The sequence below is a fragment of the Pyxidicoccus caerfyrddinensis genome (assembly GCF_010894405.1).
GTDB lineage: Bacteria > Myxococcota > Myxococcia > Myxococcales > Myxococcaceae > Myxococcus > Myxococcus caerfyrddinensis.
This window is the reverse complement of record NZ_JAAIYA010000001.1, coordinates 665,558-687,470: the sequence shown is the minus strand read 5'-3', so window position 1 is coordinate 687,470 and position 21,913 is coordinate 665,558. Positions and strand designations below refer to the sequence as shown.

The 21,913-nt window shown below is 70.4% G+C and carries 19 protein-coding genes; 9 read left to right on the top strand and 10 right to left on the bottom strand.

The window, feature by feature from the left end; genetic code table 11:
- Window positions 1-40: 40 nt before the first annotated feature.
- The 4 genes from G4D86_RS02530 to G4D86_RS02515 all read right to left on the bottom strand — a co-directional run bounded on the left by G4D86_RS02530 (window position 41) and on the right by G4D86_RS02515 (window position 4,790).
- Window positions 41-2,875: a CHAT domain-containing tetratricopeptide repeat protein gene (locus tag G4D86_RS02530; RefSeq protein ID WP_205519433.1), complete on the bottom strand. Its 2,835-nt coding sequence runs from the start codon at window positions 2,873-2,875 to the stop codon at window positions 41-43.
- A 67-nt stretch (window positions 2,876-2,942) separates the two neighbouring features.
- Window positions 2,943-3,470 (bottom strand): hypothetical protein, encoded by a 528-nt coding sequence (locus G4D86_RS02525; protein ID WP_163988950.1) that lies wholly within the window; start codon window positions 3,468-3,470, stop codon window positions 2,943-2,945.
- A gap of 31 nt (window positions 3,471-3,501) precedes the next feature.
- A complete protein-coding gene (locus G4D86_RS02520) occupies window positions 3,502-4,242 on the bottom strand; it encodes a hypothetical protein (protein WP_240359999.1) in 741 nt (246 codons plus the stop codon).
- On the bottom strand, window positions 4,239-4,790 hold the full coding sequence (locus G4D86_RS02515) for an RNA polymerase sigma factor (protein ID WP_240359998.1): 552 nt from the start codon (window positions 4,788-4,790) through the stop codon (window positions 4,239-4,241). Before G4D86_RS02515 ends, G4D86_RS02520 begins: the two co-directional genes overlap by 4 nt.
- Before the next feature lie 188 nt (window positions 4,791-4,978).
- On the opposite strand from G4D86_RS02515, the gene G4D86_RS02510 reads away from it, so the two are divergent.
- The 6 genes from G4D86_RS02510 to G4D86_RS02485 all read left to right on the top strand — a co-directional run bounded on the left by G4D86_RS02510 (window position 4,979) and on the right by G4D86_RS02485 (window position 13,190).
- Window positions 4,979-5,479: a tetratricopeptide repeat protein gene (locus tag G4D86_RS02510; protein WP_163988947.1), complete on the top strand. Its 501-nt coding sequence runs from the start codon at window positions 4,979-4,981 to the stop codon at window positions 5,477-5,479.
- A 228-nt stretch (window positions 5,480-5,707) separates the two neighbouring features.
- Complete coding sequence (locus G4D86_RS02505) at window positions 5,708-5,896, top strand: DUF6229 family protein (protein WP_163988945.1); 189 nt, start codon at window positions 5,708-5,710, stop codon at window positions 5,894-5,896.
- Between the two features lie 3 nt (window positions 5,897-5,899).
- Window positions 5,900-8,785 (top strand): type 2 lanthipeptide synthetase LanM family protein, encoded by a 2,886-nt coding sequence (locus G4D86_RS02500; RefSeq protein ID WP_163988943.1) that lies wholly within the window; start codon window positions 5,900-5,902, stop codon window positions 8,783-8,785.
- Between the two features lie 56 nt (window positions 8,786-8,841).
- Window positions 8,842-10,674, top strand: coding sequence for an ABC transporter ATP-binding protein (locus G4D86_RS02495; RefSeq protein WP_240359997.1), 1,833 nt, complete (start codon window positions 8,842-8,844; stop codon window positions 10,672-10,674).
- A 2-nt stretch (window positions 10,675-10,676) separates the two neighbouring features.
- Window positions 10,677-12,119, top strand: coding sequence for an FAD-binding oxidoreductase (locus G4D86_RS02490; protein WP_240359996.1), 1,443 nt, complete (start codon window positions 10,677-10,679; stop codon window positions 12,117-12,119).
- A 54-nt stretch (window positions 12,120-12,173) separates the two neighbouring features.
- Window positions 12,174-13,190: an amidohydrolase family protein gene (locus G4D86_RS02485; RefSeq protein ID WP_338050585.1), complete on the top strand. Its 1,017-nt coding sequence runs from the start codon at window positions 12,174-12,176 to the stop codon at window positions 13,188-13,190.
- Window positions 13,191-13,214: 24 nt separating this feature from the next.
- Here G4D86_RS02485 and G4D86_RS02480 read toward each other — a convergent pair whose 3' ends face one another.
- The 3 genes from G4D86_RS02480 to G4D86_RS02470 all read right to left on the bottom strand — a co-directional run bounded on the left by G4D86_RS02480 (window position 13,215) and on the right by G4D86_RS02470 (window position 15,805).
- Window positions 13,215-13,574: a PilZ domain-containing protein gene (locus tag G4D86_RS02480; RefSeq protein ID WP_163988939.1), complete on the bottom strand. Its 360-nt coding sequence runs from the start codon at window positions 13,572-13,574 to the stop codon at window positions 13,215-13,217.
- Window positions 13,575-13,757: 183 nt separating this feature from the next.
- Window positions 13,758-14,117 carry a DUF1428 domain-containing protein gene (locus G4D86_RS02475; protein ID WP_163988937.1) on the bottom strand — a complete coding sequence of 120 codons (360 nt, stop codon included), beginning with the start codon at window positions 14,115-14,117 and terminating at the stop codon, window positions 13,758-13,760.
- Window positions 14,118-14,293: 176 nt separating this feature from the next.
- The gene (locus G4D86_RS02470) at window positions 14,294-15,805 is read right to left on the bottom strand and encodes a hypothetical protein (RefSeq protein ID WP_163988935.1); all 1,512 of its coding nucleotides are present in this window, start codon (window positions 15,803-15,805) and stop codon (window positions 14,294-14,296) included.
- 245 nt (window positions 15,806-16,050) lie between these two features.
- Between G4D86_RS02470 and G4D86_RS02465 the strand changes: the two genes are divergently transcribed.
- Window positions 16,051-17,013, top strand: coding sequence for a hypothetical protein (locus tag G4D86_RS02465; protein WP_163988933.1), 963 nt, complete (start codon window positions 16,051-16,053; stop codon window positions 17,011-17,013).
- 117 nt (window positions 17,014-17,130) lie between these two features.
- Here the strand turns inward: G4D86_RS02465 and G4D86_RS02460 are convergent, their stop codons facing one another.
- Together G4D86_RS02460 and G4D86_RS02455 are read right to left on the bottom strand one after the other, a co-directional pair.
- On the bottom strand, window positions 17,131-17,280 hold the full coding sequence (locus tag G4D86_RS02460) for a hypothetical protein (protein WP_163988932.1): 150 nt from the start codon (window positions 17,278-17,280) through the stop codon (window positions 17,131-17,133).
- Window positions 17,281-17,397: 117 nt separating this feature from the next.
- Window positions 17,398-17,799: a hypothetical protein gene (locus tag G4D86_RS02455; RefSeq protein ID WP_163988930.1), complete on the bottom strand. Its 402-nt coding sequence runs from the start codon at window positions 17,797-17,799 to the stop codon at window positions 17,398-17,400.
- 217 nt (window positions 17,800-18,016) lie between these two features.
- Here G4D86_RS02455 and G4D86_RS02450 point away from each other — a divergent pair, with 217 nt between their 5' ends.
- Together G4D86_RS02450 and G4D86_RS02445 are read left to right on the top strand one after the other, a co-directional pair.
- Window positions 18,017-18,985 (top strand): deoxyhypusine synthase family protein, encoded by a 969-nt coding sequence (locus G4D86_RS02450; protein WP_163988928.1) that lies wholly within the window; start codon window positions 18,017-18,019, stop codon window positions 18,983-18,985.
- Between the two features lie 119 nt (window positions 18,986-19,104).
- The gene (locus tag G4D86_RS02445; RefSeq protein WP_420821834.1) at window positions 19,105-20,106 is read left to right on the top strand and encodes a metallophosphoesterase; all 1,002 of its coding nucleotides are present in this window, start codon (window positions 19,105-19,107) and stop codon (window positions 20,104-20,106) included.
- Window positions 20,107-20,109: 3 nt separating this feature from the next.
- Here G4D86_RS02445 and G4D86_RS53695 read toward each other — a convergent pair whose 3' ends face one another.
- A complete protein-coding gene (locus G4D86_RS53695; RefSeq protein WP_163988926.1) occupies window positions 20,110-21,717 on the bottom strand; it encodes a peptidoglycan-binding protein in 1,608 nt (535 codons plus the stop codon).
- Between the last annotated feature and the right edge of the window lie 196 nt (window positions 21,718-21,913).

Genomic DNA, 21,913 nt, shown 5'->3' with positions numbered 1-21,913 from the left:
GGCTTCACCTGGGCGTCCGGCGACTTCGTGCGCGGGACGCTCATGGCACCGGAGCAGGGCGCCTCCGGCGGCGCCAGACGAGCACGGTGGTGAGCAGGCAGAGGACCGCCGCTCCCGCTCCCGCCATGACAAGGCTCATGGCGCGTGCGTCCTCCGGCTCGCGTGGCTCCACCGCCACCAGCGACGCATCCCCCAGCACGACCAGCCCCGCCCATGCCGACGTGGGCTGTCCGTCATTGATGGCCTCGAGCTGGGCGGCCCTCAGCGCGGCGGACGTGCTCAGTCCGCGCGCGAGGTGCCGGTAGAAGCGGGCCACGAGCTCCGCCGCCTCATCGTCCCGCAGTGGCCACAGGCTGGCCACCACCGCGCGTGAGCCTGCCTCGAAGAAGGCGCGGGCGAGGCTCAGCACGCCTTCGCCCGGCAGCACCGCGCCGGACGCGCTGCGACAGCTCGACAGCACGACGAGGGCTCCAGCCAGGTGCAGCTCCGCGATTTCTCGCGGCTGCAGGATGCCGTCCTCCTCCTCGGCGCCCGGGGCGAGGACGAGGGCCGAGCGCTCGGGAGCCTCCGCGTCGACGACGGCATGCGCCGCCACGTGCAGCACGCGCACTGTCGCGAGGTTGGCGCTCTTGAGTGCCCGCTCGGACGCTGCCGCGCCGACGAGCAGCCGCGGGGTCACCTTCGTTTCCTGGAGGGCCTGCTCCACCGCGTGTCCCTCCCACCGCGCCTCCGGCAGCGCGCCGAGCTGGGCGGCTTCCTCGAAGACGCCGCTCCGCTCCGACGCCGTGGCCCGCGCCACCCGCGTGCCGCCTCCCCGGTCCGGGTCGGCCAGCACCAGCGCCTCGCCTCCCGGCGCGAGCGGCGGCTGCGCGCGCCAGTAGCGCCACAGGCTGGCGGACGGCACCAGCGCCAGCTCATAGCGGGCCACCAGCGGCGGTCCGTCCGCACGCTCGCGGAGCGCGGCGAAGGGCAGGTCATGCAGCGGCCCATCCGGCACCAGCAGCAGCCGGCGCACCCCCGGAGGAAGTCCGGCCAGCGCGGGCGCGAGGAGCTGCGCGTGGAGCGCCGCGGCGGCGCCCGCCTCGGAGCCGTCCCTGCGCTCGATGAGGCCGGCGAAGAGGGCCACCGCCGGTGTCAGCCGCGCACGCTCGGGAATGCGGTGGACGCGGGTTCCCTCGCGCGTCACCGCGAGCAGCCATGCGCCTCCGGCGGGATTGCCATAGAAGTCCTTGTCGTCGCCCACGAGGAAGGCGAGCAGCGCCTCATCCGGAGCGAGCCCGTACTCGACGTCCCCCAGGGATGCGAACCCGACGGCCCCATGCCGCGGAGCCGGGCGCAGTTCTTCCTCACTCCGCTCCAATTCCTGCAGCTCACGCAGGGCCGCGTCCCGCGGGCCGGTCGCGAGCCCGGGTTCGAGCAGGCGCCGCTGCACCGCCGCCAGCTTCCGCTGCACCTGGGCGCGCGCCGCGCGCCGGCCCGGCTCATCAAATGCATCGGACAGGGCCCACGAGGCCACCAGCGCGTCGAGCAGCGAGCGCGCCCGCAGCCGCTCGCTCACCCGGAACGCGCGCTCCAGGGCCTCGCGCGGCGCCACCTGTGGGGGCCTGCCCGTCGCGCCGCCGGCCTCCAGCGTCCAGCCCGCGAGCCGGTGGTAGTCGCTGGTCCAGCTCGCGAACACCTCGGCCTGGCTGGAGGCATTGCGCTGCATCTCCCGCAGCGCTTCCGCTCCGTCGAGGGCGCGCTCGGCATGCCGGAGCGCCTCGGGCAGCGGCTGCGTGAGCAGGGCCACCGTCGCGCGCACCCGCAGGGCCAGGGCCAGGGTGTGCGGATTGCCATGCTCGAAGGCGAGGCGCAGCGCCGCATCCGCGTCCTGGTCCGCTGCCGCCGGAGACACCGAGGACAGCCGCTCCGCGCGAGTCCACAGGCAGGCGATGCGCCGCTCGGGCATCGCCAGCTCGTCCGCCAGCACCAGGCATCGCCGCAGGTGCTGCTCGGCCTCGCGCTGCTCCTCGGGGGAGTCGCCCAGCATGTCCGCCACCAACCGCAGCGACATCGCCTCCAGCGTCTTGCTGCCGGCCTGCTCCGCCGCGGTCAGCGCCTCACGGGCCAGGGCCAGGATGCGCTCGCGGCCGCCGGGCTCTGGCTGGCGCTCATTGCGCTGCAAGGCCAGGGTGGCCAGCGCGAAGCGCACGCGCGCCTCCTCCGGGCGTTCGCGCATGCTCCGGGCCAGCTCCGCCAGGCGGTGGTAGAACTCGACGGCCTCGTCCAGCCGCCCCAGGCGCGTGCTGACGGTGGCCAGCGACGTCAGGCACTGCTTCTTGAGGCCGGCGCTGCCGTCCGGGAAGGCGAACGCCTCCGCGCGCTTGAGCAGACGGAAGGAGCCGCCCACGTCGTGCTCCACGTCGAAGCGCTCGTTGGCCTCGACGATGAGGGCGCGCGCGTTCAGCTCCGCGTTGCCCGAGGCCCGGGCCACCTCACCGATGCGTTGTGTCCACTCCCGGGCTTCCTCCGTGCGCCCCTGCGTCACCAGTACGTTGCGCAGGTTGATGGCGGCGAGCACTTCGCCCTCCGCGTTCTGGAGGCGGACGAAGCCCTGGACCGCACGGCGGTAGGCCTCCTCGGCCGGGCGCAGCCCGGAGAGCAGCTCCACATGTCCCAGCACCAGGGGAAGCCAGGGTTGCTCGGGGTACCGGGCCTCCAGCGCCTTCAGCTCCTGCCGGGCCGCGTCGCGCCCCTGCGGGCCCTGGGCGCTCAGGTAGAAGCACAGCGCGGACTCACGCTCACCGGGCCGCGCCTCGAAGCGTGCCACGCACTCCGCCACCGCCGCGGGCACCACCACACCCGCGCCCTGCGCGGACAGGGCAGGGCACGCCATGCCCAGCCCCGCCATGAAGGCGAGGATGAGCAGAGGGCGGCAGGGGTGTCGCGGCGGTGGGGGCACGTCAGTTGGAGGTGATGTTCAGGTATTGGCGGGTGCAGTCCAGCGTGGGCCCGGGCGGTGGGGTGTCCTCACCCGTGATTTGACAGATGACGGGTGGGAGTGGAGTGGCCAACGGGAGGCTGGGATTCCAGCGCTCAATCGTCACCACCGGTGCGGAGAGCACGATGGGCCCCAGCGGGACGTCCACCTGCGCGGAGACCCCCACGGACGAGGTGGCCCGGTACGTCAGCCGCAGCGGTACGCCCTCACTGACGGTTCCCGTGGTCTGCGCCAGGACGGTGCCGGCGGCGTCCACCACTCGCAGCCTCACGAGGACGCTCGCTCCGGTGCGGATTCCCGTGTCCACCACCGAGGCCACCACCATGTCGCCAGCGGTACCGGTGAGAGGCCGCGTCGTCACCCGAGTGATCCGGGTGGTGGTGGTGGTGCTCTGCGCCCACGCTTGCGGGCCCCATCCGCACAGCACCATTGCCAGCACCAGCACCCATGCGCCCCCGCGCTGCCCCTTGATTGCACCTTCGGTCTTCATGGAATCCCCCTCCGCCATCGGCATGTCAGCTTCACTGAACTCGATTCACGAACGTGGCGCTGCGCCGCACTTCCCCATCCGGCAGCCGCGCCTCGACCTGCCACAACAGCTTCGTCCCCGGTGGGAGCGCGGAGAGCACCCGGGCGGGCACCGCGTATTCACCGAGCGTCAGCGAGTCCTCGCGATGCACCACGCTCAGGTCCTCCGAGGACAGCTGGAGTGAATAGCGCGTCCCCGGCGGCCCCCCGCTCCAGCGCAGCACACAGCGCTCGCGCGGCAGGGGTGCGTCCTCGGGCACCTGCGAGACGATGGACACGGTGTCCCCGCCGCGGATGACCGGTGGGTTGTCGGTTCCCTGCCGGAGGAAGACACCCAGCCCGAGGAGCACGAGCGCCGCCGTCGCCAGCGCGCCCCACGCAGGACGGCTCCACGCGCGGTGGAAGCGGGGGGCCCGCGACCTCGGGCGCTCCGGGTCGCGCCGGGCCCTCGCCTCCGGTGACGGCTCGCGCTCCCGCCGGGCCGTCGCGTCGGCGGCGGCCAGATGCAGCTCGTGCGCCAGGCGCCAGGCGGAGGCCCACGCCGGGTCCGCGGCCACGCGGGCCACGACTTCGCGGCGCTCCTCGGGCGTCGACTCGCCGCTCACCGCGCGCCAGATGCGGTCCGAGTCCACGGGCTCGCCGGCTTCCTCCAGTGTGTCCCCGGTGCGGAAGGCCGCGCGCAGGCGCTCGACGGTGGCGTCATCGGGCTTGTCGTCCGGCATGCGTTCACTCACGGCTGGAATCCCTTCGTCGCGAGGCAGGCGCGCAGCCCGCTCAGCCCCCGGTAGACCAGGTTCTCGGTGCGCTTGCCGTCCCAGGCGAGCAGCTCCGCGGCCTCCGGAATGGTGTGTCCTTGCAGGTACAGCGTCACCGCGAGCCTCCGGTCCTGCACCAGCCGCTGGAGGCAGTCGCGCACCGCCCGGCCAATCTGCGCGGCCCCCGCGGAGCGCTCCGGGTCTCCGGGCGTCGTGGGTTGACGCGGCATCGCCTCCACCTCTTCGAGCGCCACCTCGCGGCGCCGGTCCAGGCTGCGCATCTCGTCGATGAGCGCCGTGTAGGCAACCCGGTACAGGTAGGCAGGGGAGAGCCGGGAACGGTCCGGCTCCCGGCGCTGGAGCTCCACGACACGAATCATCGCGGTCTGCACCAGGTCTTCACGGCGGTTGGCCAGGGCCGGCGGGCATACCCGGGAGACGGCGCGCTCCAGGTCCCGCCGGAGCTGCGCGAGTCCCTCGTCCGGGAGGGCCTTCGCGACCGGCTCCGGTCTCTGTTGCAGCTCCACGTGGAAGACCCTCCAGGAAGCGCCCATGGTGTTCGAAACCTCTCCGCAAGAGCAAGGCAGCGACGGTGAAGGGAGGCACCGGCCGCCCTGTTCCTCCTCAACGTCGGCCGACCTTTTTTCCCCTCACCCCTATTTTCCAGGGGATTTTCCGCCCACTGTGGCGGTGGCCATCGGGGACACTCCGCCGCATGACTGACGCGGATGCCAACTGGGAGCAGCGGCTCTCGGCCCTCTGGGCCGAGCTGGATGGAAACGACGGGGCCGCGTTCGTCGGCCGCATGGAGGCGCTGGTCGCCCAGCTGCCCGCAGGGAGCGCGATTGGACTGTTCGAGCGGGCTTCCGCATTCGACTCCGTCGGCCATCCGGACCGGGCCATTCCGCTGTACGCGGCCGCGCTCGACGCGGGCCTGCCGGGCGACCGTCGTCGGCGCGCGGTCATCCAGATGGCCAGCTCGCTCCGGAGCCTGGGGAAGCCACAAGACGCCTTCGCGCTGCTCACGGAGGAGGTCGCCAGGGAGTCCGACCCGCTGGATGGCGCGGTGGCGGCCTTCTTGTCCCTGGCGCTGGTGGACCTGGGACGCGAGCGGGAGGCGGTGTCCGTGGCGCTCACGGCCCTGTCGAAATACCTGCCTCGCTACAACCGCTCCCTCGCACGCTACGCGCGCAAGCTCACCGACACGGTCCCATAGAAAATCATCCGTGAGACAGTAAATGATTCACGTAAGGGGTTTCCGTATGGCTCACATGGCCTTGGGGGTCACATTGATTCGCCAGGGAGACATGCTTATCCTCCGTCGCGTGTCGGAGGTCTGAACCGTGCGAGTGGCGTAGGCCAGAAGTCGCGCAGGTCGGTCTGCGGCCGCCCGTCTCGTTCATCCCTGCGGCACGTTCGTCAACTGGAGCCAGAGGAGAGCGTCATGGACAATGCTGCTCAGGGAAGCGATCTCGTGGAACAGTGGCGCAATGACGCCGACATGGACAACCCGGCGGGTCCGTTGTTCGTCGGTGGCGAGTTCACGGAGGCGGACATCATCTGTGAAGCAGGTACCATCACCGGCCGGTGTGGCACGGCGTGTACCGGTTCGTTGACCTTCCAGTGCTGCTGAGCCGTGACGGCGTCTGATACAGACGCCAGTAACTTCAACGCATCCCTGGGTTGCCTGCTCCTGCCCGCCGTGGAGGAGCTGGCAACCCAGCTCGAGCGGGTTACTGGTCTCTCCGGCGGCGAGCGCGACCTCGTTGCCGCGGCGACGCGTGACTCGCTCTATTCCGTCCTCGGCAGGAAGCTCACCCGCCTGCTCGTGCTCGAGCTGAACGCGGCGCGGGTGACGGGGCGCCTCACCGGCGAAGACGCGGCCTTGCGCTGGACCCAATTCCTGGAGCTCTCGTCCCGGCGTGACTTCTGGGACGGCCTCGCGGGTCCGTATCCGACGCTGCTTCCCCGCATCGAGAAGCTGGTCCGCAACCGCTGCGAGGCCTCGCTGCGTTTCGCGCAGCGCTGGGCCGTGGACCGCGCCAGCCTGGGCGCCCTGTGCGGCGCGGCGCCCGGCGAGCTGCGGAGCCTCGGCTTCGGCGCGGGTGACAGTCATTGCGGCGGTATGACCGTCGCGCTGCTGCAGTGCGAGGGCGGGAGGCTCGTCTACAAGCCGCGCTCGCTGGCCATCGACCTGGCCCTGCGACAGTTCGTCACCGAGCTGGCCGAGTATCACGGTGGCACCCTGTCCATCCGCGTCCCTTCGGTGGTGCTGCGAGAGGCCCACGGCTGGGCCGAGTTCATCCCGCACCGCCATGCCTCCGGCAGGGAGGAGCTGCTCGACTTCTACCGGGGCATCGGCCACTGGCTCGCCATCATGCGGCTGCTCGGCGGCAGCGACCTGCACGCGGAGAACCTCATCGCCCATGGTGGCAGTCCCGTCATCGTGGACTGCGAGACGCTCTTCACCCCGAAGCCTCCGCCTCACCCATCGGGACTGGGGCAGGCGCTGGACCTCGCGGCGGAGCTCGTCGCTGGCACCGTGCTGTCCATCGGCCTGCTGCCGGGACGGGGCGAGGGCCTGGGGTGGCGCGGCGTGGACAGCTCCGCCGTGGGCATGCTGCCGGGGCAGCAGCCGCATCTGCGGCAACCGGGGGTCATCAAGGCCGGCACCGACGAGGCGCGCATCGGCGACACCCGCGTCGAAGCTCCCGTCTCCCAGAATCATCCCAGCCCGGAGCCGGCCCTGGCGCGGTACTGGCCCGAGGTCATCACCAGCTTCGACGAGATGACCTCGACGCTGCGGCGCCTGGACACGGAAGGACGGCTCCGGAGCATGCTGGAGCCCTTCTCCGGCTGCCGCATCCGCGTGGTGACGCGGGCCACCGAGGTGTACTCCGAGCTGGCCCGGATGCTGTGGCACCCGGTGTCCCTGCACAAGCCGGCGCCGCCGCGCCAGCGCGCCATGGAGCTGCTGGCGAAGATGGCCGCCAACGTGTCGACTGCTCCCAGTGACCCGGCGGTCATCGAGGCAGAGGTCGAGGAGCTGCTCGAGGGCGACATCCCCATCTTCACCACGGTCGCCGCCGAGGGCCGGCTGGAAGGTCCCCGAGGCACGTCCTGGTTGCCGCCCCGCAACCTGGTGGAAGCCGCGCTGGAGCACTGGCGCGCCGCGGACTTCACGCTGGAGCGCAACGTCATCCAGTCCGCGCTGGTCAGCGCCTACATCAACGACGGCTGGCGGCCGGAGGAAGTGCCGCGCCGGCCCGAGCGGGTGCGGACGGACGGCCTCGAGCGCTCCCGCCGGCGCATCATGGCGCGCATCATGGGCGACCTCGCCGCCACCGCCATTCGCGGCAGGGACGACACCGTCACCTGGATTGCTCCCATCTTCAGGCCCACCGGCTGGTCCGTGCAGCCGCTGGAGCAGGACCTGTACGGCGGCACCTCCGGCGTGGCGCTCCTGCTGGGCGCGTACCTGCGCGAAGCCGGGGCGGGCAGGGCGGACCCGGTGAAAGGCCTGGAGGCGCTCCTCGCGGCCACGCTGCGCACGTTGGACCTGGCCGAGGCCCGGCCCGGCATGCAGCGGAGCCGGGGCGTGAAGCTCCGGCCGCAGGCGCCGGGCGGCTACATCGGCCTCGGCTCGCAGCTCTGGACGCGCCTGGTCCTGTCCGGCTGGGGGCTGGACGGTGGTGACGGCGTGGCGCGCGCCACCGCGCTCGCCGAGGGCATTCCCGAGGCCGCCGCGGCCGACGACATCCACGACGTGCTCTCGGGCAAGGCCGGAGCGATTGCCCCGCTCCTTGCGTTGGCGCGGAGGACGGGAGCCGCGCGGCCTCTGGAGCTGGCGAGCGCGCTGGGAGACCAGCTGTGCGACCTGGCGCGGCTCAAGGGCGACGGGGCCTACTGGTCCCACCAGAGCTGGCCGGAAGGCGTGGGCGGCTTCGCGCACGGCGTCACCGGCATCGGCTGGGCGCTGACCCGGCTCGCCCGCGTGACGGGCGCTCCCCGCCATGCGCAGACGGCGCGGGCGGCCTTTGCCTTCGAGGATGCGCTCTTCGACGAAGGCGAGCAGAACTGGTTGGACCTGCGCCTGCTCGACGGGCTGAAGACGGCGGCCGCGTGGTGTCACGGCTCGGTGGGCATCGGGTTGGCGCATGCCGACCTCGACCCCGGACTGGAGCATGCGCAGACCCGGCTGACGCTGCGCCGGGCCGCCGCGGCGACGTGGCGCCTGGGCATCGGCTGGAACCACTGCGCCTGCCACGGCGACCTGGGCGCATGGGAGTTGATGGACCGCGCGATTGCCGCCGGTGAGGGCCCCGAGGGCCTGACGCGCGAGCACCTGCTGGGCACGATTCTCACCAGCATCGAGGAGCGGGGTCCTTCCTGTGGAATGGCGCGGGAGGCCTTCGTCCCGGGCCTGTTGCCCGGCCTGGGCGGCGTCGTCTACCAACTGCTGAGGACCCACCCGGAGAATGGACTGCCGTCCATCCTGACGGTCGGGGGTGGAGACCCCTGAGCGCGGACGCACCCCAGGCCGAGCTGGAGACACCGTACTGGCGCCTCGACCGAGGCGTGCCAGCGGGACACGGCCTGTGGGCGCTCGCCCGGCGCGTGTCGATGGCCGTCCACCCGGTGCTGTCCGTGCTGCGCCGCGCGGCGCCCCGGTCCGCGCTCGTGGTCGTCGTCTCCCAGCTGCTCGCCGGGGCGGCCACCGCTTGGGGACTGCTCCTGACCACGCAGGTCCTCGGCCAGCTCTTCGCCGAGGGCTCCGCGCCCGAGCGGTTGCAGGCGGCGCTCCCCGCGCTGCTCCTGCTGGGCGGCGTGCAGCTGGCGCGCATGGGACTGGAGACGGCCACCTCCGTGGCGCGAGCGAACCTGGTCCCCCGCGTGTTCCGCGTCGCGGAGGAGGAGCTCTTCCGGACGAGCCTCCAGGTGGAGCTGTCCTCCTTCGACGACCCGGGCTTCTACGACCAATTGCACCGGGCCCGGGACCGCGGCGTGTTGCACATGGAGGGCGCCACCACCTGCCTCGTCGACGCGTTCCGCGCCGCGTTCTCGGTGGGCGGCGCGGCGCTCGCGCTGCTCTGGCTCCACCCGCTGCTGCTGCCCCTGCTGGTGGTGGCCCTGCTGCCCGAGGGCTGGGCGGCGCTCCACGCGGCGCGGCTCCAGTACGCCGGCATGCCGACGACCATCTCGCTCACGCGGCAGGTCCACATGATGGCCGAGCTCGCGACGCAGCGGGAGTCCGCGCCCGAGATTCGCACCAACCAGGCCCAGGACTACGTGCTGTCCGAGTACCGGCGCAGCGCCATGGCGTTGCAGGACCACCTGGTCCGCATGGGGGTCGCGGAAGCACGAGCGGGCGCGGTCGGCCGGCTCCTCTCCAGCATCGGCCTGGTGGCCACCTTCGTCGCGCTCGCGGGGATGCTGCACGCGGAATGGCTGGACCTGGCCATCGTCGGCACGGCGGTCATCGCGGTGCGCGGCGCGAGCACGGCGCTCACCCAGTTGATGCAGATGGCACACGGCCTGTTCGAGAAGGGCCTGTACATCAGCGACTACCGCGAGTTCCTCGAGCAGTCCTCGCGGCGCGTGCGTCCCGCCACCGGGGTGAAGGCGCCGGAGAACCCGGGGCGCATCGAGCTGCACGGCGTCGGCTTCCACTATCCGGGGCAGGAGGGCCGGCAGGCCCTGCGCGACGTGTCCCTGACCATCGAGGCCGGCCAGAGCATCGCCCTCGTTGGGGAGAATGGCTCGGGCAAGACGACGCTGGCCAAGCTGATTGCCGGGCTCTACCCGCCGACGTCGGGCCGCATCACCTGGGACGGCGTCGACCTGCGGGACATGGCGCCGGACAGCCTCGCGGACCGGGTGGTGATGGTGTTGCAGGACCCCATCCGCTGGCCCCGCAGCGCCAGGGACAACGTCCGTCTCGGCCGGCACCAGCGCGAGGACCCCGACTCGCGCGTCCTCCTCCAGTCCGCCGAGCAGGCGCGTGCGCTGGAGGTCATCGAGTGCCTGCCACAGGGCTGGGAGACGCTCCTGTCGCGCCAGTTCCGGGGCGGCCAGGACCTCTCGGGCGGGCAGTGGCAGCGGCTGGCCGTGGCCCGGGGTCTGTACCGGGATGCACCCCTGGTCATCTGGGATGAACCGACAGCGCCCCTGGATGCGAGGGCCGAGCATGCCGTCTACGAGTCGCTCCGGCAGTTGGCCCGCGCACGCACCGTGCTGCTCATCACCCACCGGTTGGCGAGCGTGCGCAACGCCGACCGTATCTACTTCCTGGAACGCGGCGCAGTGGTAGAGCAGGGCCGACACGACGAGCTGATGGCGCTGGACGGCCGCTACGCCGAACTCTATCGACTGCAGACGAAACTGCACGGGCTGGAGGACGATACTTCCTGACGATGATGACCTCGACCGAAGCCGAAGCACTCTGCCGGGACGTCGACTGGTCCCTGCTCCGCGGAGTCCTCCAGGGCGCGGTGGTGCTTCCGGGAGATGAGCGGATGCTGCTCGCGAGCAAGCAGTTCGCGGCGGGCCGGCCGCTCGTGCCTCCCCAGGCCCTGGTCCGCTGCCGGAGCATCTCGGACGTGCAGCGGACGCTGGAGTTCCTCCGGGAGCAGGAGCTGCCCTTCTCGGTGCGAAGTGGAGGGCATTGCTTCGCGGACCTCTCGACGAGTGCTCCGGTCGTCGTCGACCTCTCGGAGCTCAACCACGTCGAGTCGAGAGACGGTGTCGCCGTCATCGGACCGGGTGCGCTCTCGGCCGACGTGAGCCGGAGCCTGGCCGCCGTGGGCCGCGTCATTCCCACCGGAGGGTGTCCCCGGGTCGCCATCGGCGGGCTCGCGCTCGTGGGGGGCTTCGGGTTCCTCGGCCGGCGTTACGGGCTCACCACGGACCACGTCGAGCACCTGCAGGTGGTCTGCGCCGACGGCCGTGTGCTCCAGGCGAGCCGGGAGGAAGCGGACGACCTCTACTGGGCGCTTCGTGGCGCTGGCGCCTCCGGCTTCGGCATCATCACCGAGCTGACGCTGCGGACCCATCCCCTGGAGGGGATCACCGTCTGCCACGGCCGCTGGGCCCTGACCGAGGCCGCCGAGCTGATAGCGCTCTGGCAGCAGCATGCGCCCGAGGCGGACCCGGATGTGAATCTCGAGCTCGGCCTCGTCGCGCCGGATGACCCGGAAGCTCCGGCCTACGTGGAGCTCTTCGGCGTCATCCTCGGGCGGGGCGCGCGCGTCGTGAGCCTCGTGGAGACGCTGGATCGCTGGCTCGGGCCGCTGGCCGGGGACCTGCGCAGGTGGCGCCTCGCGCCCGCGGCGGCAGCGGAGTACCTGGTCGGACTGCTGGACCATGAGGCCGCACCGGCCTGGATGCCGAGCCTTCCCTACCAGTCCACCGGCTACCAGTTCACCCGCTCCAGCTTCTTCGATGAGCCGCTGGACCCGGAGGCCATCAGGGAGTGTGTGGACCAGTTCCAGGCGGACCGCCGCTATGCGCAGTTCCGGGAGCTCGAGTTCATTCCCTGGGGTGGGGCGTATGCGCTCACCGATGGCACCTCCAGCTTCCTCCACCGGCACGCGCGCATGCTGATTCGCCACACCGCCACCGTGGGCTCGCGGTCCGTGGATGCCCTGCGCGAGCACGCACGTGGGTGGGTGGATGCCTCGTGGATGACGGTGCTCCCGCACGCCAACGGGCATGTGTACCAGGGCTACGCGGACCCGCGCCTGGATGGCTTCCGCCGTGCCTACTACGGGAGCCAGCTCTCCAAGCTCCAACGCATCAAGCAGAAGTACGACCCACAGAACGTCTTCCACCACGCCCAGACGCTCTCCCTGCCGTGAGCGTGTCCGCGGGGCAGGGGAGGTTCAGATGATTCCGCCGTTGACGCGCAGGACCTGGCCGTTGACCCAGCCCGCGTCCGGACCCGCGAGGAAGGCCACTTCGTCTTCTCCGCGGCGGACTTCGAGGACTTCCGCGAGCCGCGCCCGGCGCTGCCGCCGGGCATGGAGGGCGAGCTGGAGTCCGTGGTGCGCCTGCTGGCGGAGCGCCGCTGGCCGTTCCGCATCCACGCCACCTACGACGAGAGCATCAGCCGCGTGCTGGACGTCTACGAGAAGGTCAGCCGCGAGGTGCCCTTCGACGGCCTGCACTGGCTCATCGACCACGCGGAGACCATCTCCGAGCGCAACATCGACCGCGTACGGGCCCTGCAGGGCGGCATCGCCATCCAGCACCGCATGGCGTACCAGGGCGAGTACTTCGCGGAGCGCTACGGCGCCCGGGCGCTCGCGCAGACGCCTCCGGTGCGGAGGATGTTGAGCGCGGGCGTGCCGGTGGGCGCCGGCACGGACGCGACGCGGGTGGCCAGCTACAACCCGTGGGTGTCGTTGTACTGGCTCGTCAGTGGCCGCACCGTGGGCGGGCTGCCGATGTACGGCGACGACAATCGCCTGGAGCGCGAGGAGGCGCTGCGCCTGTGGACGCACGGCAGCGCCTGGTTCTCGCATGAGCAGGACCGCAAGGGGCTCCTGAAGCCGGGCCACTTCGCCGACTTCGCGCTGCTGTCCTCGGACTTCTTCAGCGTGCCGGAGGACGCCATCAAGGACCTCACCAGCGTGCTGACGGTGGTCGGCGGCTGGGTGGTGCACGGCACCGGGGAGTTCGGCCCGCTCGCTCCCGAGCTTCCCAGTCCCATGCCGGACTGGTCACCCGTGAGCCGCTTCGGCGGCTACCAGCATGCGCCGCTGGCGTCGGCGGGACACGGGCTCGCCCTGGAGCGGCACACGCACGCGCCCGGCACGGCCTGTGGCGCGCATGCGCCTCGCGCGGTCCACACCGAGCACCGCTCCTCGCCCGGCGGTGGGCTGTTCGGTTTCTGGGGCGCGCTGGGGTGCGCCTGCCATGTCTTCTGACGCCACCGATTCCAGGCCCTTCCTTCAGGAGGCTTCCCGCACGTCGTCGGGGACGAGCAGCGGCTGGAGCCGGCTCCACGTGGCGGGCGGCGCGTCCAGGAAGGCCAGCCCCACCTCGTAGCGGGCGACGGCGCCCGGCGGAAGCTTCGATGTCCAGACCACTCGCGCCTTGCACTCCAGCGAGCCCGCATCCGCCAGGAAGAGCTCCAGCTCCAACTGGCTGCCCTCCGAGTGGAACTCGTCGGAGTAGATGCGGGCGCCGCTCCTGCTGACGTCCAGCACCTGCCGCGTTGAACCGAACTGCAGCCGCGCCGGGCGCGAATAAAGCGGAGCCTGGAGACGCGGGAAGGAGCGGCGGTCAATCTGCTCGTGTCTGTCTGGCATGGACGGAATGATTGCCAGACACGGTTCGTGATTGATGCGATTCTGAGAGCCCGATAGTCAATTCTGGAACACGCGAGCGCCGGGTTTCCACCGTCCAACAGTCGTCACGTACCGTCAGGTGTCTTGCCCGTCGGGCCCGGCCCCGCACCGCGTGGGTGCTCCGGTGCGGGGAATGGCCAGACGTCAGAGCTCGACCATCACCTTGAACCCGCCGTAGATCATCCGCTTGCTGTCGAAGGGCATGGCCTTGGGGTCCATCATCTTCATGAGGCGGGGATCGGCCATGACCTTCTTGTTGATGCGGTTTCGCTCGGCGCGCGACTTGTAGATGATCCAGGAGAACACCACGGTCTCCCCCGCCTTCAGCTTGACGCTCTGTGGGAACGAGGTGCGCTTGCCGGGCTTGACGTCGTCGCCGAGGCACTCGAAGTAGGCAAGGGCGCCGTGCTCGCGCCACAGCTTGCCCGCCTTGCGCGACATGGTGCGGTAGGCGGCAACGTTCTTGGTGGGAACCGGCACGACGAAACCATCGACATAGGGCATACGTCCTCCACGCTCGGGTGCAGCGGCAGTCAGGTGCGGAGGGTATCCAAGCGCCACGGTGCGCCATTCGTCATCCCTGGCCTCCAGCGTCCGTGAGATACCCGACGGCGCCCTCGACGCCGCGACTCCGGGGGGGAGTCGGGGTAGCTCTGAGCGGTGGTGCGCGGGCGGTCCGCTCAGAGCGCCAGCCAGCGCGCGGACGAGACCTTGTCGCCGAAGCTCCAGCTGTTCAGGTTGACCTCGCGGAGGGTGCCGGTGCCGATGAGGTCCTTGTAGCTACCGCTGTAGTTCGAGTCGCCGTAGAGCCGCACGCGCCAGCCGGGCGGAATGCACCAACGGACGGCCGAGGCCTTGTCGTTGAACGCGTCGATGCTGTGGAAGCTGCCCCAGTTCTTCAGGCCGCGGTCCGCGTAGTCGTAGATGAAGCCCCGGTCGCTGAAGTCGGAGTCGTCGTAGAAGTCGACGTAGGCGTGCGTGATGTCGGCGCCGCACCGGGCATCCGCCCAGGTGTTGCGGAACTCCACCATCTTCACCGCGCCGGCGGGGCCGTCATCGGCATGCTCGGTGGCGTAGAGGAGGAGGTTGCGGTCCACGTCGACGAAGACGCCGCCGGCCGCGTCGAGGTTGCACTGCCGCGAGCCGTCGTTGCTGCAGTACAGGTGCTTCGACGCGACGTGCTCGAGCCGCAGGTGGCCGTCGATGTTCACCCGGTAGAGGTGCGCGTAGTCATCGCTGACGGCGCCCCACCGGAGCCCACCCAGCCGCGTGCCCACCAGGTAGAGCTGCGAGTCCCTGCAGTCGGTGACGAGGTTGAGGTTCTGGAACGGCCCCCAGTCGCCGGAGGCCAGCTCCCCGTCGTACCACTGGTCCGTGCGGAGCCACTGGTTGGTGCCGGAGCGGAGGTGGGTCTCCGTGGAGAAGAAGACCTCGAGCGACTTCGCGTCGTACTGCCCGAGCAGCAGCAGGTAGCGCCCATCGGACAGCTTGGAGAGGGACGCGGTCCCCGCGTTCGCGGTGTTGCCAGTGACGTAGGCGAAGGGGCTCGGGTTCAGGGTGGAGTTGTAGTCGTAGAGCGCGACGCGGCCAGCGCCGGGGCCTTCCTCCATGGGAAGGGCGACGATGTTGCCCACCGCCTGCATGCCGCCGCCGTGGACGTAGCCGCCGAGCACCGGCAGCGCCGTCACCGCGCGGTCATCTCCCGGCGGAGCGGTGTCCTCGGGCTGGGCAATGCTGGTGGACAGTCGGTTGGAGCGGAAGCGCAGCCCGTCGCCGTTGCGGCTGGCCATGTGGACCAGGTGGCCCACGTTGCCGCCGGAGCCGTCGTCCCGCTTGGACAGGACGAAGTAGCGGCCGGAGTCGAGCGGCAGGCGCTGGATGCCCTCCCAGTGGTTGCTGCTCGGGTAGGCGACGTTGAAGTTGAACGGCCCCGGGTTGAAGCCGAGCACCTCGCCGTGGTCCCTGAGTTCATTGAAGCGGGCGGGCACGTCGGGGACGCACGGGTTGCAGTCCATGCTCCCCCAGGCACAGGACGTGTCTCCGCCGAGCGTGACGAGCGAGGAGGCCCGCGCGGCGGTGGCGGCGACAGGTTCGGTTCCCTCTGGACCACAGCCGGCGAGGCTCCCGACGGACAGCAGGCCGGTGAGCACCACTACCGGAGAACGTGAAGGCGCGTGTCGAAACAGGAACATGGTTTCCCCTTGGAGGTGCCGCTGGTGGGGCGGTCAGTCCCAGGAGTACCAGCGGCGTCGCTCCGAGTCCTAGGTGTGCTTCACCCCATGGCCGGCCAGTAGGACCTTGCGTCTGTCTTCACCGCGCCTCTCCGTGTAGGGGGCCCGCTCATGCTTTCCAACAATGCAAACCTGTGGATCCTCTCAAATAATCAGAATATAGGAGTTTTTGCAGCTTTGAGAGGGAGTTCCTGGAGGTGCGATACATGAATGGTCGTTGGATGATTTCGCTGGCTGTCGTAGGTGCTGTGGCTTTCTCCGCGTGCGGTGTCGAGGACGAGGTGACGGGCGCGAAGGAGCCGAGCAGTCTGAGAGAGGTGGAGCAGGAGGTCTACGTCGACATTGGTATGCCCGTGGCGTCTCCCGCCATCACCGGCAACCTCTACAACGGGACCAACGAGTTCAACCCGTCCTGCGGAGCCGCGGGCACCCCGGATGCCTCCTTCAAGTGGACGGCTCCGCAAAACAATACCTACACCTTCACCACCACGGGGTCCTCGTTCGACACGATCCTGCACATCTATCCGTTCGACCCTGTCACGGCGACCAACGCGCTGGGGTGCAATGATGACGCGACGGGCACCACCGCGTCCTCGCTCACCCTGACCCTGACCCAGGGCACCGTCCTCCGCATCGTCGTCGACAGCTGGAACGCCCCCTCCACCTCTGCCAAGGGCGCGTATGCGCTGAACATCTCCAGCCAGACGAACATCTGCCAGACCCCTCCGAACAGCTGCTACGCGGCGACCGGCACCTGGAATGGGTCCGCCTGTTCCTATGCGTTCATCGCGGCCGGCACGGCGTGCAACGACGGCAACTCCTGCACCACGGGTGACACGTGCAACGGCGCGGGTGTCTGCGGCGGCCAGGCGATGGCCTGCACGAACACCGCCAATGTGTCCGTGGCGAGCTGCTCCTCGGGCGCCTGTGGCATCAACACCTGCACCACGGGCTGGTCCAACTGCGACGGCGCCTACAACAACGGCTGCGAGGTGAACACCAGGACGAGCAAGACCAACTGCGGGGCCTGTGGCAACGTCTGCGGCTCGGACGAGAGCTGCTCCAACGGCGTTTGCACGCCGTGCGAGCTCTGCAACGGCTCTCTGTGCTGCGCGCCGAATGTCTGCCACCCGAAGCCCAACTTCCCTGAGATCGAGATCTGCAACTAGGTCATCCGGGGTAGTCCCTGCCCGCCCTACGAGGGCGGGCAGGGAGCATGAGACGTCGGAAGCCTCCTGGGCGGCGCAGTCGCTCCAGGAGGTGGCCCCGGAAGCCCTCACTCCGGTTCAGTCACCAGACCCGGGGGGCTTCTTGCCCTGCTGCTCCCACTGCTTCTGCTTCTCGGTGATGCTGAGCCGCGAGCTCCACAAGGCGGGCCCCAGCACCACGATGAGCAGGGTGATCACCACGACGCCGACAATGACTTCGAAGAACATGTTCATCCGGTAGCTCCTGAAACACCGTGAGGATGTGAATGCGAAACGGCTGACAGGTCCCCGGACCCCCTCAGGACATGAGGAGGGAGCCGGGGCCCAGGTGCACGCCGGGAGCACTCAGATCAGGAGCGAGCGGATGCGGAGGAAGACAGGTGGGCCCTGGGCGCGAGGCGCCTCCCAGAGCGCGAGTGACGGGAGGCGTCCACCCTCGGGAGGAGAGACGCTCGGCCACGTCGGAGGCAGGCCCGCCGGGGGCACCACCAGGAACGAGTTGCTGGTGGTGTCCGCGAAGGCAGGCGCGGGCAACTTCCAGCCCGGCTCGTCGCAGCAGTCCATCCGGAGTGTCGGCTGACTGTGCGGAGCCTGCTCCGCCTTCAGCTCACCGTGGGGACAGTGGCATCTGGCGGAGCGCCGCTCGACCTGCTTCTGGCAGAAGTGCGCAGGACCGCTCGCCCCGACGGCAACAGCCTGCCAGCCGAGCAGGAGTGCGAGCGTGAAGATGCGCAGGACCACCACCATGGTGCTCCGCATATACGCGGGCGCCGGAACCGCCGCAATCCATAGCTCCGGGCCGCGCCAGCCCCGCTTGCGACAAACATTCGGGCTGGTTACAACGGCCCTCGCTGCAGCCACCCGGCGCTTCGATGGCGGCCCGTCCTCGGGCCGTAGAGCGTTCGGCGTGGTGCGCCCTGGCGACAGCCCCCACGCCGACCCCTCGTCGCCGGGAGCTGACCACTTGAACATCAGGGACTTCTGCCGGACCCACTTCAAGCACTTCAACGCAGCGGCACTGGTCGACGCGGCCGACGGCTACGTCCGTCACGTGGAGGGCGGCGGAAAGATGCTCGTCACGCTCGCGGGCGCGATGAGCACGGCGGAGCTGGGCATCTCACTGGCGGAGCTGATCCGCCGCGACAAGGTCCACGCCATCTGCTGCACGGGCGCGAACCTGGAGGAGGACATCTTCAACCTCGTCGCCCATGCGTTCTACGAGCGCGTCCCTCACTACCGGGACCTCACGCCGAAGGACGAGCAGGCGCTGCTCGAGCGGCACATGAACCGGGTGACGGATACCTGCATCCCGGAGATGGAGGCCATGCGCCGCATCGAGGCCGTCATCCTGGAGGAGTGGTGCTCGGCGGACCGGGACGGGCGCCGGCACTTCCCGCATGAGTTCCTCTACCGCGTGCTCCGTGGCGGCAAGCTGGCCAGCAGCTACCAGATCGACCCCCGGCACAGCTGGTTGCTCGCGGCCTGCGAGAAGGACCTGCCCATCTGGGTGCCGGGCTGGGAGGACTCCACGCTGGGCAACATGTACGCGGGGCACTGCATCGCCGGAGACGTGAAGAACGTCCACACCGTCCGCAGTGGCATCGAGTACATGACCACGCTCGCGGGTTGGTACACCGAGACGGCCCCGCGCTCGCCCATCGGCTTCTTCCAGATTGGCGGCGGCATCGCCGGGGACTTCCCCATCTGCGTGGTGCCGATGCTGCACCAGGACCTCCGGCGCGAGGGCGTCCCGCTGTGGGCGTACTTCTGCCAGATCAGCGATTCGACGACGAGCTACGGCTCGTACTCCGGCGCGGTGCCCAACGAGAAGATCACCTGGGGCAAGCTGGGCATCGACACGCCGAAGTTCGTCGTGGAGAGCGACGCGTCCATCGTCGCGCCGCTCATCTTCTCCTACGTCCTCGGCGAGTAAGGGGCCGCACCTGGGCATTCCCGGCCTGGGCCGGGACTGCTCAGGCGGAGTGGGCAGGGGAGGGGGCGTGCATTAGGCTTCCGCGGCGTCAGCGTCCACGTCGTGCCGAGGAACCTTCCGTGCGTCCTGCCTTGCTCTGCCTCCTGCTGTGTCCCGTCCTCATGGCCGCCGCGCCCCGCACGGAGCCGTATGCCTTCCAGGGCGTGGAGCGCATCGTCGCCGTGGGAGACGTCCACGGTGACGTGGGCGCGCTGCGCGACGTGCTGAAGCTGGCCGGGCTCATCGATGCCCAGGGCCACTGGACGGGTGGCAAGGCGCACCTGGTGCAGACGGGGGACATCCCGGACCGGGGCGACCAGACGCGCGAGGCCTACGAGCTGCTCATGCGCCTGGAGGTCGAGGCGCGCAAGGCGGGCGGCCGGGTCCACGCCCTGCTGGGCAATCACGAGGTGATGAACATGACGGGGGACCTGCGCTACGTCGCCCCGGGCGAGCTGGCCTCGTTCGCGGACCAGAGCCCCGCGCCGGATGCGCCGGGCGCGCCCCGGGGAACGCAGGGGCACAAGGCCGCCTATGGGCCCGAGGGACGCTATGGCCGCTGGCTGCGCACGCACGCCGCCGTCGTGCGCATCAACGACACGCTCTTCCTGCACGGGGGGATTGCGCCCGACCTGCCGGAGACGACGCTGGAGGGCCTCAACCGCTGGGTGCAGCAGGACCTGACACCGGGCCAGCCGCCCGGAGGGGCCTCGGCCCGGAACGGACCGCTGTGGTTCCGCGGCTACGCGCTGGATGACGAGGCGACGTGGGAGGCCGGGCTCACGAAGGTGCTGGGCCAGCTGGGCGCGAAGCGGATGGTGATGGGGCACACGACGACCCAGGACGGGCGCATCCGCCTGCGCCTCGGGGGGCGGGTGGTGTTCATCGACACGGGCCTGAGCACCGGGTACGGCCACCACGTGGCGGCGCTGGAGCTCCGGGGCGACCGGCTCACGGCCCTCTATCCCGAGGGCCGCGTGCCCCTGCTCGTTCCCAAGGCCCCTGCGCCAAGCCCCTCCGTCCAGGTGCCCGAGCCGGCCGCGGTGCCGCAGCCAGCCCGGCGCGAGGCGATCTCCCGCTGAAGGTCAGATCGTCGGCCTGAAGATCTTCAGCCCGGTGCGGCCACCGGCGCCCAGCGTGTTGCGCTCGATGAAGTCGCTCACGGACGAGTGGCCGTCGCCGGTGGTGATGGCGGTGTGGCCGTACTTGCTGCCCGCCGCCGTGGAGGTCTTCTCCCAGGTGAGGACGAGGCCCGGAGTCTTCAGCGCCTCGGCGAGCGACATGTGGACCTGCTTGAACTTGTCGCGCGGCAGGTTGTTGTCGATCTGGTTGCCATTGCCCCAGACCTTGAAGCCGAAGGCGTTCTGGATGGCCTTGCTCACGCCGGTGGCGCACAGGCCCTGGCTGTTGTAGCCGCCGATGCTCATCGCGGCCGCATGGCCCGCCTTCGCGAGCTTGCGCATCGCGGGAGTCGCATTGCCAGGGCCGTCGCTCGTGGCCGCCTTCTCCATGGCAGCCAGCGTCTTCGGACCCACCGAGCCCCGGCCCGCGCCGGCATCCAGGTGGTGCTCGCGCTGGAAGTCCGCCACGGCCTTCTTGGTGGCCGGGCCGAACTTGCCGTCGGTCTCGAGGCCCAGCAGCTTCTGGAGGTGCTTGACCGAGCCGCCCTCCATGCCCTGCTGGAGGTGCGCCTTGCCGGACTGCACGTCCGCCAGCGCGGGAGCGTCCTTCCACCTGGTGGCGCCGCGGTCGAAGCCGTCCGAGTGCGTGGGCTTGGGCTTGGACAGGTGGTCCAGCGCCTTGTCGAGCGCAGCGTGGGTCTTGGGCCCGACGACGCCGTCCGCCTCCAGGTGGTGCTTCGCCTGGAAGCGCTTCACCGCCGCCTCGGTCTTGGGACCGAAGTCGCCATCCACCTTGCCCACGTCGAAGCCGAGCTTCTCCAGCTGCTTCTGCAGCTTGGAGACCGGGGCGCCGTGGCTGCCTTCCTTCAGGGTCGGCGCGGAGGGGCTCGGACGCGGCTCATTGGGGCGCGAAGGTCCCTGGGGGCCCGCGGCGCCGTCGGCCTTGCCACCGAAGCTCGGAGCCAGGGCCTGGGCGCGCGCCCACACGTCATTGGAGTAGTCATTGCCCGTGGTGCCCACGTCCATGTTCTTGATGGTCTGGACGTTGCCGACACCCGAGTTGTACGCCGCCACCGCGCCGCGCAGCTGCTGCTCGGGCGGCCAGTCCGGGTGCCTGGCCTTGATCTCGTTCTGGTAGGACTTGAGGATGCCCGCGGCCTGGTCGATGTGCGCCGCGCTGAACGGCCCGCCCTTCAGGCTGTGGAAGCGCTTGTCCACCTGCATCAGGCCGAAGCCGTTGCCGTGGTCGCCGAAGCCGCGGCTGTCGAGCGCCGAGCCTCCGCGAGACTCACGAGAGGCAATGGCAGCCAGCAGCGCGGGGGGCAGGTTGTACTTCTTGCCCGCGGCAGCGAACTCGTCGGCGTACTTCTTGATCTTGGGCAGGTCCGTCTGCGCCATCTTGCGCGACGCGGCGACACCGCCCTGAAGCCCATCCTGCCGGGCGGTGGCCGAGGACGCGCCAGTGGGCTGGTACTTCGAGAGGATGGCGTTCGGGTTCGAGGCGGCCGCCGAGGAGGCGGCGATGCGCGTCGCCTGGGTCTGAGACGCGCGAACGGCAGAAGTCGTCGTCATGAGGCAAGTCCCTTCCGGCGGGCCACGATCAGGCCGCTGCTCCAGATTCTTGGTTATCGAGAGTAGGGGAGGGGAAGTTGCGAGGCCGGGGGGCGGAAAGGGCGAAGTGCCCGGAACTTATGGATTCCAGGCCCGTTCTTCGCTGAGTCATACCCGGGACGAGGGGGACGGGAGGCGCGAGCCGGCCCTATCCTCT